This window comes from Winogradskyella sp. A3E31, from assembly GCF_046720935.1.
Taxonomy (GTDB): Bacteria; Bacteroidota; Bacteroidia; order Flavobacteriales; family Flavobacteriaceae; genus Winogradskyella.
Genome location: NZ_JBHNWH010000009.1, coordinates 103,372 through 117,023, shown reverse-complemented (window position 1 = coordinate 117,023; position 13,652 = coordinate 103,372). Strand labels below are relative to the sequence as shown.

Genomic DNA, 13,652 nt, shown 5'->3' with positions numbered 1-13,652 from the left:
ATTAATCGTATTTGGCATCAAAGTTAGCATTCCATTTATCCTGTACTTTTAGGACTTGTTCAATAATATCCCTAACACAACCTTTTCCACCATTTTTGTGAGAAACATATTTTGAGATGGCCTTTATTTCTTGAACAGCATCCTGTGGAGAACAGGGCAAACCAACCATTTTCATTGCTGGGACATCTGGGATATCGTCGCCCATATACACCAATTGGGATGCCTCTAAATTATACTTTAACATAAAATCTTTTAAATGCGTAACCTTATCATGAGTGCCTAAGCTAATATTGCCAACACCTAAACCTTCTAAGCGTTTACGGACACCTTCATTAGAACCTCCAGAAATGATACAAATATGAAAACCAGCATCAATAGCAGTTTTAAGCGCAAAACCGTCTTTAACATTCATGTTTCTTAACATCTCTCCTTGAGTTGTTATTATAATGGTGCCATCCGTAAGGACTCCATCGACATCAAAGGCAAAAGCTTTAATGTCATTAAGGTATTCTTTGTAGCTTTTATCGTCGTTCATTTATCGTTTCTTTTTTTGGTCACTGAGTTCGCCTGCACTGAGTCTTGTCGAAGTGTCGAAGTGCCATGGGTTTTTTGGATTGATTTAGTAAGAAGCTTATAAAGCTCTTTATGCTCTTCTTTTTCTAACTGTTTCAGATGCCTTTTTATGGTTTTTAGGTCGTTGCGCTTTGCAGGTCCTGTCTGTGCCATATAAGGTGACAGTTCTTGTACTTTATTTGCTGTTTCAGAAATCAAAGGTTTCAATATTTCAAAATTAATACTTTTAGAATCACTGATTTCATGAGCAATTCTGTATAATTGGTTTGTAAAATTATTGACAAATACAGCAGATAGATGTAATGTTTGTCGCTGTTCGGTATTTATTTTATAAACAGGACTTCCTAATGACCCTGCAAGTTCTTTTAATAGTTTTAATTTGGATTTATCTTCAGATTCAATACAAAACGGAACGTTCTTAAAATCAATAGCTGCTGACTTGGAGAATGTTTGAAGCGGATAAAAGACCCCTCTTGTGTTCTTCTTATCTAAATCATGGATATTAACGCTTCCTGAGGTATGCACTACAAATCGACCTGAAAAAGGTAAATTTTGTGACACTTTAGAAATACTACTATCACTTAATGCTAAAATATAAATATCAGCATCTTTTAAGTCTTTAAGGTTGTCCGTTATGGCAACACTGTTTTTAAATGACTTTATGGATCCAATAGATCGATTATACCATTGGGTAACCTTAATGGTTTTGGATGTTGAGAAAGCATTGTATAAATGTGAGGCCACATTGCCAGCACCGAGAAGTACAACTGATATCATAGTGTAAAAATACTAAGATTATCTGTTTTGGGTTAACACTGGCAGAATTAAAAATAATAACTTTGTAGCAATGACAAAACACGACATAAAAACTAGAGATGATGTCTTTAAATTGGTGTCTACTTTTTACGGAAAAGTAAAAAAAGATAGCGTATTAGGCCCTTTTTTTAATAATACGATTAAAGATTGGGACGTGCATCTAGAACACCTCACAACGTTTTGGGAATCGAGCTTGTTTTTAAAGACCAAGTACTCCGGAAATCCATTAGAAGCCCATGTTAAGCTAGATGCGGCGACTAATAATAGTATTACTGAATTGCATTTTGGTTTATGGTTGAACCTGTGGTTTCAAACAATCGATGAACTTTTTGAAGGCGATTATGCTGAAAATGCAAAACGAAGAGCCCGTAAAATGGGAACGTTTTTATATTTAAAAATTTTTGAAGCAAGACTAGAAAATAATAACAAAGATAAATCATGAAACTCATAAAAGAATTTAAAGAATTTGCAGTTAAAGGCAATATGGTCGATATGGCCATTGGTATTATTATAGGGGCATCGTTTAATAAAGTAATCGATGTTTTGGCAAAACAAGTGATGTTACCTCCATTATCTTTATTATCCAAAGGTTCAAATTTTCAAAATCAAAAATTGGTACTCAGGGAGGCTGTTACTAATCCAGAAGGAACTGTGACCATTGAAGAAGTTGCCATTGCTTATGGTCGCCTTTTTGAAGTCTTTTTAGATTTTATAATCATTGCCTTTACAGTATTTATCGTCGTTAAATTTATGAATCGCCTCAAAACCAAAGCACAGGATGTTAAAGACAAAACAGTAGTGACCCCTAAGGATATTGAGTTGCTCTCGGACCTTAAAAGTCTGATGAAAGAACAAAATGAACTGTTAAAAACAGCTTCTAAAAAGGCGTCCTGATTTATACTTTCAATAGTTATAACATTTAACAACTTTTGACAGTTTTAATATACTTTTAAACAAACAAAAAGCAGTATCTTTGCACGAGCTAAAATGAAGCGTTCTGCTATGCAAAAGAAAATCGCTAATATTCTATTTTCCACAAGGCTTACTGCTGTTTTATTTATTGTTTTTGCTGTTGCCATGGCAACAGGCACAATTTTGGATCGTAATATGGAAACCTCACCGACCCCATATACACGAGAAATGATCTATAATGCTTGGTGGTTTGAGGCCATCATGGTGTTTTTTGTCATTAATTTTGTTGGTAACATTTTTCGGTTTCGATTATTTAGAAAAGAGAAGTGGGCAACCCTGACTCTTCATTTAGCCTTTATATTTATTTTGCTTGGAGCATTTGTGACACGTTACATTGGTTACGAAGGTATGATGTCGATTAGGGAAGGTGCAACTGAAAGTGAATTTTTGTCGACAGAAACGTTTATCACAGGACGCATACTTGGTGATTTTGAAATCAACGGACAACGACAGCAAAAACGTTTTTCCGAAAAAGTAGATTTCTCTGAACGCTTAGATAACGACTTTCAAAAATCTTACGAATACGGTGAAGCTGATGTTGAGATAAAGCTCAGAAAATTTGTTCGTGGTGCGGAAAAGGATATCATTCCGAATGAAAATGGGGAATCATATTTAAAAATCGTTGAAGCTGGTGACGGCAGACCTCACAATCACTTTTTAAAAGTTGGTGAGGTACAGAGTCTTCATAATATATTAATCTCTTTAGATAATAAAGTTGATGGCGCTATCAATATTACACAAACCGATGAAGGTTTGTTTATTGAATCCCCTTACGAAGGTGAGTATATGGTGATGGCAACTCAATCTCAAGGAAAACTTGTAAAGGATAGTTTACAGCGTTTACAATTAAGATCGCGCTACCTCATTGGTAACTTACAAATGGTGTTTCCTAAGCCTGTTGTTAAAGGAAATTTCAGTGTTGTAAAAAAGCCTAACATTTTAAAGAATGATGAAGACGGTGTTATCTTGGATGTTTCTGTAAATGAGGAAACAGAGTCCGTAAATCTCATCGGTGGTAAAGGCACGTATAACAATCCAGAAGTTGTAAATGTGGGTGGACTTGAAGTTTCATTGCAGTACGGTGCTAGGATTTTGGAATTACCGTTTGAAGTTAAACTGAATGACTTTATTGCCGAAAAACAGCCAGGTACTGAGAGTGTGTACAAGACATTTGAAAGCAAGGTCACGGTTTTAGATAAAGACGAAGGTGATTTTGATTACCATATTTACATGAATCATATTTTGGATCATAAAGGCTATCGCTTTTTTCAGTCGAGTTTCGACCCAGATGAAAAAGGGACTGTACTTTCTGTAAATCACGATCGCTGGGGAACCTACATCACCTATTTTGGGTATATGTTGCTCTATTTCGGATTGATGGCTATCATGTTTGCCAAGCATACACGTTTTGATGATTTGAGAAAGCGACTCACAAAAATTAAGACTCAAAAGTCAAAATTACTGACTGTTATTGCTCTAATGATAGGGCTATCAGGATTTAGCCAGCAACATCATGCCAATGATGGCCATGATCATAGCATGCCTTCTCAAGTGCAATTAGATTCAATTTTAGAAGCTAATATTACACCAAAGGAGCATGCTGCTAAGTTTGGTAAAGTAGTCATTCAAGATGTCAGTGGTCGCATGATGCCGATGAACACTTTTGGTTCTGAGGTATTGCGGAAACTATCAAAGAAAGATCATTATAAAGATTTTGATGCCAACCAGATATTGCTGTCCATGCAAGAAAGTCCACAGTTGTGGTACAGCATGCCTATTATATACCTAAAATTAAAGAAAGGGGACAGTATTAGAAGCCTTATCGGTGTTGACCCATCTGAAAAATACACACGCTTTACGGATTACTTTTCATCACAAGGCGATTATAAATTAGCTCCTTACCTAGAAGCAGCTTACAAGGCTCAAATCCCAAACGGGTTTCAAAAGGAAATTAAAGAAACCGATCAACGCATTACCTTATTATACAATGTTGTTGAAGGGCAAGCAATCAAAGTGTTTCCCGTTCCGGAAGATGAAAATAACAAATGGATTTCATCTGTAGATTTTAGACGAAACGGTTATCGAGAAACCATAAAAGATTCATTATATGGCAATTTTGTCAATAACGGAATAAGTGCATACCTGTTAACTTTAAATGAGGCTAAAAAGACAGGTGATTTTTCTAATGCAGAAAGTTTGCTTCAAGGATTTAAAAGGGTTCAGACCAAATACGGAAGTGAAGTTATGCTTTCGGATAAAAAAATTGAAGCAGAAATTAATTATAACAAATACGATATTTTTAAGAAGCTCTTTAGTTGGTATATGTATGCAGGCACTTTGTTGTTTGTTCTGCTCATCTTTCAGATTTTTAAATTCAAAAGTAAAGGACTAAAAATAAGTGCCAATATTTTAATAGGTGTTATAATTGCTTTATTTGCACTTCATACATTCGGACTTATTGCACGTTGGTATATTTCTGGACATGCACCTTGGAGTGATGCTTACGAATCTATGATTTATGTAGCATGGGCAACCATGTTATTTGGCTTGTTGTTTGGTCGAAAAAGCAATCTTACAATTGCAGCAACCGCATTTGTAACCTCAATTATTTTAATGGTAGCCCATTGGAACTGGATGGATCCTGCGATTGCTAATCTTCAGCCCGTTCTTGATAGTTATTGGTTAATGATACATGTTGCAGTAATTGTTGCTAGTTATGGCCCTTTTACATTATCCATGATTTTAGGGTTGGTAAGTCTTTTATTGATGATATTGACGAGCAAAAACAATAAAGATAGAATGCTATTAAACCTAAAGGAATTGACCATTATCAATGAATTGTCGATGACAGTTGGGTTAGTGATGTTGACCATAGGAAACTTTCTCGGTGGTATGTGGGCGAATGAAAGTTGGGGACGTTATTGGGGCTGGGACCCTAAAGAAACCTGGGCATTAATTAGTATTATGATTTATGCTTTTGTACTGCACATGCGCTTGGTACCTGGATTAAGAGGACGATGGTTATTTAATTTAATGGCTATATTGGCTTTTGGAAGTATTTTAATGACGTACTTCGGAGTGAACTTCTATTTGTCAGGGTTACATTCTTACGCCAGCGGTGACCAAATTATCAGTTTTCAGTTTATCGCTATTGCTTTAGGTATTATTGCTGTTATAGGATTCTTTTCTTATAGAAAGCATAAAGCTTACTTTAAGAAGAAGTAAAGTTTTATATTTTTCAATTCATATAATTAATTTTCAGTGAATTTTTAGTTAATTTTATTGAAACTATTGTTGAATGAACTACTTCAAAAATTTGGGCTTAGGAAACCTTCTAATGTTGGTTTTGTGTGCGCTTATCATTTTAGTTGCTGAATATTTATTCTTAACCGGCGATACTGAACACGGTTTGTTTGTTGGTCTTTGGGCGCCAACACTATTAGGCGTGATGATTTACCTTAAATTAGTTGAGAATGGAAGCAAATGATATCATATTTTGGTTTTCCATTATCGTGGTTATCCTTGTTGTGCTTTGGGCATTTTTAATGATTAGAGCCTACAATAAGGTATCTAAGAACGAATAATTCTTTTTTTATTATCAAATTAATGCGCATATTTGTGTCATTATGATTGCTTAATTAAAATTTCCAGAAAAATTATCACTTCTCAAGTGAAAGAGGATTAGTATGTACTATTGCTAATCCATTTGTAGTATTAAGCAATTTCAAAATGACAATCAAACAACTTTTCAAACATTTTAAAGTCGCTGTATCTGGAAAGGAACAGGATTTTACTTCAGGAAGTATACGCAAAGCGGTATTTATGCTTTCTATTCCCATGATCTTAGAAATGTTCATGGAATCTATATTCGCTATCGTAGACATATTTTACGTGTCGCAAGTCAGCGTCAATGCTGTAGCTACAATAGGCTTAACCGAGTCAGTAATTACGTTGGTGTATGCAGTTGCTATTGGTCTTAGTATGGCAGCTACTGCAATAGTCGCTAGACGCATTGGAGAAAAGGATAGGGAAGGAGCCTCACAGGCAGCTGTGCAAGTTATTATTTTGGGTGTTCTTGTCGCTTCTGTTATTAGCGTTATTGGTATCCTCTATCCAAGAGAAATTCTCGGACTGATGGGAGGTGAACAATCGTTAATTGACGAAGGTTATGGGTACACTCAGATTTTACTAGGAGGTAATGTAACCATTATGCTACTGTTTTTAATCAATGCCGTATTTCGTGGAGCAGGTGATGCCTCAGTTGCGATGTGGGCATTGGTACTATCGAATGGTTTGAATATTATTTTAGACCCTATATTTATTTTTGGTTGGGGATCAATACCAGCTTTTGGTGTTAAAGGAGCTGCTATTGCTACAACTATCGGAAGAGGAACTGCTGTTATTTTCCAACTTATGGTGTTATTCTTTGGTTGGAGTAAAATAAAAGTCGGATTTAAAGACCTAGTTCTTAGAGTTGCAGTGATGTTAAATTTAATAAGAGTATCTCTTGGTGGCATCGGTCAGTTTTTAATAGGAACTTCTTCTTGGGTGTTCTTAATGCGTATAATGAGCGAATTTGGTAGTGAAGTATTAGCAGGCTACACAATAGCAATACGGGTAATGATGTTTACCTTAATGCCAGCTTGGGGCATGAGCAATGCTGCAGCTACTTTAGTCGGACAAAATCTAGGGGCCAAAAAACCTCAACGCGCAGAAGATTCGGTATGGAAAACTGGAAAATACAGCGCTATATTTATGGGGTTGGTTTCAGTCGTCTATCTCATTTATGCACCAGAAATTGTTTCGTTGTTTACGCAAGAAGTTGAGGTTATTAAAAACGGTGCTTTATGTTTAAGGATTATAGCGGCAGGTTATGTCTTTTATGGTTACGGAATGGTCATTATTAACGCGTTCAATGGGGCAGGAGATACAAAGACACCAACCTGGATTAACTTTATTTGCTTTTGGATATTTCAATTGCCATTTGCCTATCTCATGGCGCTAACGTTTGACTTTGGTCCAATTGGTGTTTTTGCCGCCATTACTTTAGCAGAGGTGTTAATTACAATCATCGGAATATTATGGTTTAGAAAAGGCTATTGGAAATTTGTAAACGTTTAGTTTATTCTCATTATTTTTATAGTCAGGTTAATTAAAAAGATATGACAAAGAAAGGATTAGGTTTAAATACTATTTGTACCCATGTAGGAGAAGTAAAAGACGAACAATTTAAAGGTGCGGTTTCACCTATGTATTTGAGTTCTTCTTATGAGTTTTTGGATGTTGATGTAAAGCGTTATCCACGTTATTTTAACACTCCTAATCAAGAGCATTTAGCCAAAAAGATTGCGGCTTTAGAACATACTGAAAGCGCTATGATTTTTGGCTCTGGTATGGCTGCTATAAGCACTATGTTTTTAGCATTTTTGCAAAAAGGAGACCACTTAGTAGTTCAAAACACCTTATATGGTGGTACAGTAAACTTTATAAAAGAGGAATTGCCGAAATATGGTATAGAATATACATTTACCTCAGGCTATTCAGTTGAAGATTTTGAAAATGCGATTCAATCGAATACCAAATTGATTCATATTGAAACTCCTTCAAATCCCTTAATGACCATTACGGATATTAAAGCGATTGCTAAATTGGCTAAATCAAAATCGATTTTAACATCAATTGATAATACGTTCGCTTCGCCAGTGAATCAAAACCCGATTGATTTAGGCATTGATATGGTAATGCATTCGGCAACCAAATATTTTGGTGGTCATAGTGATATCTGTGCTGGTGCTGTAGCCAGTACCAATGATATTATGGAGCGTATATGGAATGTTGGAAAGAATTTAGGTGGAAGCTTAAGTGATATGACGGTTTGGATGTTAGAACGTAGTATGAAAACTATGGGGTTACGGGTGAAGGCACAGACCAAAAATGCCATGAAGTTGGCCAAATGGTTAGATGGTCATTCAAAAATTGAGAAGGTTTATTATCCAGGATTGAAGACCCACCCAGAACACCAATTGGCAAAATCACAAATGAAAGGGTTTGGGGCGATGTTATCTTTTGAATTAACTTCGGACTTGGATGCTTATCGATTTCAAAAAGAGTTAAGCCTAATAAAGTCCTCTATGAGTTTAGCGGGGGTAGAAAGCACGGTGATTTCTCCACATTTAACCTCACATGCCTTATTGACTGAAGAAGAGCGGAAAGCAGTCGGAATTAGTGATCAATTGATACGCTTTTCAGTAGGTATAGAAAATGTAAAAGATTTGAAGCGAGATATAAGTGCTACTATTAATAAAATAAATAAGAGAGAAGCTATCCAAATATGAAAGTAGATATATTAGCTATTGGTGCGCACCCAGACGATGTTGAATTGGGTTGTGGTGCTACGTTGGCGAAAGAAGTTGCTAACGGAAAAAAAGTAGGCATCATAGATTTAACCAGAGGTGAACTTGGAACAAGGGGTTCGGCTGAAATTAGGCATGAAGAGGCTACAAATGCTGCAGATATTTTAGGCGTTCATACTAGAAAGAATATGGGATTTGCTGATGGCTTTTTTATTAATGATAAAGAGCATCAAATTGAAATCATTAAAATGATTCGCTATTTTCAGCCAGAAATTGTGATTTGTAATGCTGTAGAGGATCGACATATTGATCATGGAAAGGGTAGTAGTTTAGTTAGTGATGCTTGTTTTTTAAGTGGTTTAGTGAAAATAGAAACCGAATTTGAAGGGGAGGCCCAAAAACCATGGAGGCCAAAAGCTATCTATCATTATATTCAGTGGAAGGATTTAGAGCCAGATGTTTCTGTTGATGTTTCAGGATTTATAGAGAAGAAGATGGAGGCCGTTTTAGCCTATAAGACTCAGTTTTATAATCCAAAAAGTAATGATCCTGAAACACCAATTTCAAGTAAAAATTTTACCGATAGTATTATCTATCGTGCTCGTAATTTAGGACGTTTAATTGGCGTCGATCATGCAGAAGGATATACGGTAGAACGATGTGCAGCGGTTGATAGTCTTTTTGATTTAAAATAAGTGTAAAAAACACTTTGCAGAAAATAGTAAATAATTTACATTTGCAATCCAATTTAAATGGTGGTTGTAGCTCAGCTGGTTAGAGCGTCGGTTTGTGGTACCGAAAGTCGCCGGTTCGAACCCGGTCTTCCACCCCAAAAGAAAAAGCTTCTCAGAAATGAGAAGCTTTTTTGGTTATCTATATTTGGTAATATTTGTTCTAGTTCGTAGCCTTATCAACAACTATTCTTTCATCTCTATTAGCAACTTCCCAAGCTGTATAAAATACAAGACGTGTTCTGTTTTCCAATAAATCGTATTCAATTTTATCTGGTGTATCAGAAGCTTGATGGTAGTCATCGTGTGTACCGTTAAAATAGAATATCACAGGAATATTATTTTTTGCAAAATTATAGTGGTCAGACCTGTAATAGAAACGGTTTGGATCGTTTTCATCGTTATAGGTATAGTCCAGTTCAACTTTAGCATATTTTTCATTTACTTCCTCAGAAATATTATGTAGTTCTGTACTTAACTTATCACTACCAATAAGATAGACATAGTTACGATCACCTTCTTTTCGCTTAGGGTCTATTCTACCAATCATATCAATATTTAAATCGGCAACTGTATTTTCCAATGGAAATATAGGATCCATATCGGTGTAGTATCTAGAACCTAAAAGACCTTTTTCCTCACCGGTAACATGTAAAAACAATATTGAACGCTTTGGATCACTACCATCGTCAGCAGCCATTTTAAAAGCTTCTGCAATTTCCAATAATGCAATTGTACCTGAGCCATCATCATCAGCACCATTATACACTTCACCATCATTGACGCCAACATGGTCCAAATGTGCTGATAACACTAAGATTTCATCTGGTTTTTCAGAGCCTTTGATGAATGCTACAACATTTTCTGAAACGATTGATTCCGCCTTTTTCTCAGCTTTTAATGTCATTTCAGTTGTCACATTTTTTACGGTATCATCTGTGTCAACATCTGGATGAATAGCTTTTGCCAAAGCACCACTCACCATAAGCATTGCCATTTCTGGCTCGTTACTTTTAAGACTTAAACGACCAGTTTGTCCGGATTCTGCACTTTGCTTATAAAATCCAGCATAACGCTCAAATAAAGCGTTGTCTAACAATAAAAAAAGTGCTGCACCATTTTCTTCAGCAGCTGTTCTTTTGCTTGACAAGGATTGCCTTCCGTTGGTCCATTTGGTTGCTTCAGTAGTTCCTGATGTGACGTAGTTTCCATCCTCGTCTTTTGGTTCTCCTGCTTTAGCCAATACCACTTTCCCTGTGACATCGATATCTTTATAATCGGAATAATTGTCAGCATCAATTCCATAACCTACGTAAACGATCTCATCAACATTAAGGTCTAAGCTTTCAGACAGGCGTAAAACCACGCTGTGTTCAAAGCTATTAAAGGCTGCACCGTTAACAGTAATGTTAGCTTCAGCTACTTTTTGCTTTTCTAACGGAACTTCCTGAAAGTAATCGTCACCTGAAAGTGGCGAAGGAACTCCCATGTCTTGGTATTGTTTCTTTAAATAATCAACAGCTAACTTCTGACCCTTTTCACCTGTTTCTCTGCCTTCGAATTCATCAGAAGCATAGATATATAACATTTCTTTAAGCTCCTCGGATGTAATGGTGTTACCATAATCTGTAACTGGTTTAACTACTTTTGCTTGAGGCTTTGTACCACAGCTAACAATTAGTGTTGCCAATCCTAAAATTGTAAATAATTTTTTCATTCGTGTTTATGTTTGTTTATAGATGCCTAAATCTCAATGACACAGTGGTGATTGAAAAGAAGATGCTAAAATTAAGGATTTAGATATGATAATGAACTACACTAAATTTCGCTTTAACATTTTTTAACACTAAAGCAGTTCTACGCTCAGTTTTGTAGGAGAATTGGCAATGTACCAAGCTGTAGTAAAGATTAAATCAGTCCGTTTTTTAAGTAAAGGGTAGTTGATTTTATCTGGTGTATCACTTGGCTTAGAATAATCTTCGTGCTCACCGTTAAAGAAAAATGCTACAGGGATGCCCTTTAGTGCAAAATTGTAATGGTCAGACCTGCTGTAATAGCGATTAACATCGTTACTGGCGTTATACTTATAATCTAAATTGAGATTTACAAATTCGTCATTCGCTTTCTGGATGATATAATCTAGCTCAGTACTCATTCTATCCGAACCTATGACATATACATAGTTGGGGTCTTCACTGTGAAGCGCATCTACTCGTCCAATCATATCAGTATTTAAAGTAACCACAGTATTCTCAATTGGGAAAATAGGATTGTTGGTATAAAATCGAGAACCGTAAAGTCCAACTTCTTCAGCAGTAACGTGTAAAAAAACGACGCTTCGTTTTGGTGGATATCCACTTTCTGCTGCAGTTTTAAAAGCTTCGGCAATTTCTAGAACAGCGGCAGTACCAGAGCCATTGTCATCAGCACCATAATAGGTTGCCCCAGCTATTATACCTTCATGATCAGAGTGTGCGGTAATGTAAACATATTCATCAGGAAATTCTGATCCCTCAATATAGGCGATAACGTTTTGAGATTCATTTAAGTTTTCGGGCAATTCGGATTTTGGTACAATTTGAAAATAATCTGGTGCCTTAACCGGAGCGGTAACATTTAGCGAATCATAATAGTAGCGTATGTAATTACAAATGTCATTGTGTCCCTTTTCACCAGTCATTCTACCACCATATTTACCATCAGAAATCTCATAGACGTGCGTTTTAAGATCATCCACATCTATTTCTGTCATAAAGGTTTTTATGGCTTCTTTCTCATTGTAAACTATAGATGCTCTTAGGTTCTTAACTTTATCGCTATGCCTTTCATTTGCACAGGACCCAATTAAGGTAAGTAGTGAGGCCACTAAAATCTTCATGTATGAAAATCAATTTATTGACCGTAAAAATAAGGCAAATGATATTAATGCTAAAAAGAACCGAGAATTAAAATTAAATTATTGTTCCGTATCAATTTCATCTAAATCAAGGCCTTCTAATAGTTCTTTAGAATCTTCAACGGATTCTTCCTCCTTGGTTTCTAATTCTTCAACATTTCCAATTTCTGTAGTAGTAAAAATGCCTTTATAAATTGTAAGTGAAAGCGCAATGATGACCAATAGGAATATGTATTGAATTGACTTTGTTTTTTTCTGATACTTTTTAGTAAGGTATAGAATTATTAAACCACATATAAAACCGATAATAGTTGGGAGTATAGCTAAATTTGAAAGTGGCGTTACAGCTAATATCACTGCTAAAATTGCAGCTATAAAACCCAATATGATAAATAATCGCTTCATAATTTTAATTTTTAAGACCTGATGCAGATTGAATTTTTAACTCACCATTGCCTACGGGAATTTTAAACTTTGCATACACCGGAATTTTATTGGCATCTGCCGTGAGCCAAATTAAATTATCGTTATTTCCCTTTAAAATATCTTTCCCTTTAATAGATATGGCCAATTTATAGCAAGATTTGCTTCCGATGTTTGTAGAAATGGTTTCCTTGCCAACTAACCTTACGGTAACCGTCGTTTGTTCGTTATCAAAAAGCACTGTAAAGTTAGAGGTGTCGCCTGGTTTTGCTTTAGCAATATCAAGGTTTCTAATGTGGTATAGGGTAGAAACAATGTCGCGTGTTGAACCACCAATATTCAATGTTTTCTTTTCTTCCCAAAATTCGCCCTTACCATTTTTTTTACGTTTTAAACTGCTAACTGTACTTGCTTTGCGGTTGTAGGTGTATTGCATAAACTTGTAGTAACCACCTTCATCAATATCGCGTTTGTATAAATATGGCGTCAGATATTTTGGGCTTACGTAGCTTTCATACAAATCTCTAATCTTAAAGAAATTATCCCACTTGCTGTATGTGGCAGCAGTGCATTTTAGACGTAATAGGGTTGCTTTAGAAGTCCTTATTTCACTAGTTTCCATAGTCACTTGTGCTATATCAGTTAATAAACCAGACATATTATAAGACGCTGAAAAGACTAATTTTTCATTAGACCCTATGGCAGTATTTTGAGAAAATGCGAATAACGAAGTAATAAGCAGGAAAGCTGAAAGGAGCTGTTTCATGGATTGAGTTTTATCTATAACGTAATTGGTATCATTTATTGTGCCAATCTAAAATGGGATTTTATCGTTTGGCTTAATGGCATCAAATGTAAAAAATTGAATAACGATAGGTATTCTTTTAA

General features: G+C 35.7%; 13 protein-coding genes and 1 tRNA gene. 8 read left to right on the top strand and 6 right to left on the bottom strand.

What is annotated here, in order from left to right; all coding sequences use genetic code 11:
- Position 1: 1 nt before the first annotated feature.
- Both ACFEMA_RS12375 and ACFEMA_RS12370 read right to left on the bottom strand, forming a co-directional pair.
- A complete protein-coding gene (locus ACFEMA_RS12375) occupies positions 2–535 on the bottom strand; it encodes a KdsC family phosphatase (protein WP_411768524.1) in 534 nt (177 codons plus the stop codon).
- Positions 532–1,350, bottom strand: coding sequence for a Rossmann-like and DUF2520 domain-containing protein (locus ACFEMA_RS12370; RefSeq protein WP_411768523.1), 819 nt, complete (start codon positions 1,348–1,350; stop codon positions 532–534). Before ACFEMA_RS12370 ends, ACFEMA_RS12375 begins: the two co-directional genes overlap by 4 nt.
- Before the next feature lie 70 nt (positions 1,351–1,420).
- Here ACFEMA_RS12370 and ACFEMA_RS12365 point away from each other — a divergent pair, with 70 nt between their 5' ends.
- The 8 genes from ACFEMA_RS12365 to ACFEMA_RS12330 all read left to right on the top strand — a co-directional run bounded on the left by ACFEMA_RS12365 (position 1,421) and on the right by ACFEMA_RS12330 (position 9,546).
- Positions 1,421–1,831 carry a group III truncated hemoglobin gene (locus tag ACFEMA_RS12365; protein ID WP_411768522.1) on the top strand — a complete coding sequence of 137 codons (411 nt, stop codon included), beginning with the start codon at positions 1,421–1,423 and terminating at the stop codon, positions 1,829–1,831.
- Positions 1,828–2,283: a large conductance mechanosensitive channel protein MscL gene (mscL, locus tag ACFEMA_RS12360; RefSeq protein WP_411768521.1), complete on the top strand. Its 456-nt coding sequence runs from the start codon at positions 1,828–1,830 to the stop codon at positions 2,281–2,283. The genes ACFEMA_RS12365 and mscL overlap by 4 nt, the downstream gene beginning before the upstream one ends.
- A gap of 108 nt (positions 2,284–2,391) precedes the next feature.
- Positions 2,392–5,586 (top strand): cytochrome c biogenesis protein CcsA, encoded by a 3,195-nt coding sequence (gene ccsA / locus ACFEMA_RS12355; protein ID WP_411768520.1) that lies wholly within the window; start codon positions 2,392–2,394, stop codon positions 5,584–5,586.
- Between the two features lie 73 nt (positions 5,587–5,659).
- A complete protein-coding gene (locus tag ACFEMA_RS12350) occupies positions 5,660–5,848 on the top strand; it encodes a hypothetical protein (protein ID WP_411768519.1) in 189 nt (62 codons plus the stop codon).
- A gap of 242 nt (positions 5,849–6,090) precedes the next feature.
- The gene (locus ACFEMA_RS12345; protein WP_411768518.1) at positions 6,091–7,482 is read left to right on the top strand and encodes an MATE family efflux transporter; all 1,392 of its coding nucleotides are present in this window, start codon (positions 6,091–6,093) and stop codon (positions 7,480–7,482) included.
- A gap of 41 nt (positions 7,483–7,523) precedes the next feature.
- Positions 7,524–8,696, top strand: a complete 1,173-nt coding sequence (locus ACFEMA_RS12340; RefSeq protein ID WP_411768517.1) for a trans-sulfuration enzyme family protein — start codon at positions 7,524–7,526, stop codon at positions 8,694–8,696.
- Positions 8,693–9,409, top strand: a complete 717-nt coding sequence (gene bshB1 / locus ACFEMA_RS12335) for a bacillithiol biosynthesis deacetylase BshB1 (protein ID WP_411768516.1) — start codon at positions 8,693–8,695, stop codon at positions 9,407–9,409. Before ACFEMA_RS12340 ends, bshB1 begins: the two co-directional genes overlap by 4 nt.
- Before the next feature lie 60 nt (positions 9,410–9,469).
- Positions 9,470–9,546: transfer RNA gene (locus ACFEMA_RS12330), tRNA-His, on the top strand.
- Between the two features lie 62 nt (positions 9,547–9,608).
- Here ACFEMA_RS12330 and ACFEMA_RS12325 read toward each other — a convergent pair.
- The 4 genes from ACFEMA_RS12325 to ACFEMA_RS12310 form a co-directional block, all read right to left on the bottom strand.
- The gene (locus ACFEMA_RS12325) at positions 9,609–11,162 is read right to left on the bottom strand and encodes a M28 family peptidase (protein ID WP_411768515.1); all 1,554 of its coding nucleotides are present in this window, start codon (positions 11,160–11,162) and stop codon (positions 9,609–9,611) included.
- Between the two features lie 129 nt (positions 11,163–11,291).
- The gene (locus ACFEMA_RS12320; RefSeq protein WP_411768514.1) at positions 11,292–12,323 is read right to left on the bottom strand and encodes a M28 family metallopeptidase; all 1,032 of its coding nucleotides are present in this window, start codon (positions 12,321–12,323) and stop codon (positions 11,292–11,294) included.
- A gap of 78 nt (positions 12,324–12,401) precedes the next feature.
- Complete coding sequence (locus ACFEMA_RS12315; protein WP_411768513.1) at positions 12,402–12,746, bottom strand: DUF2232 domain-containing protein; 345 nt, start codon at positions 12,744–12,746, stop codon at positions 12,402–12,404.
- Positions 12,747–12,750: 4 nt separating this feature from the next.
- A complete protein-coding gene (locus ACFEMA_RS12310; protein ID WP_411768512.1) occupies positions 12,751–13,530 on the bottom strand; it encodes a DUF3108 domain-containing protein in 780 nt (259 codons plus the stop codon).
- Between the last annotated feature and the right edge of the window lie 122 nt (positions 13,531–13,652).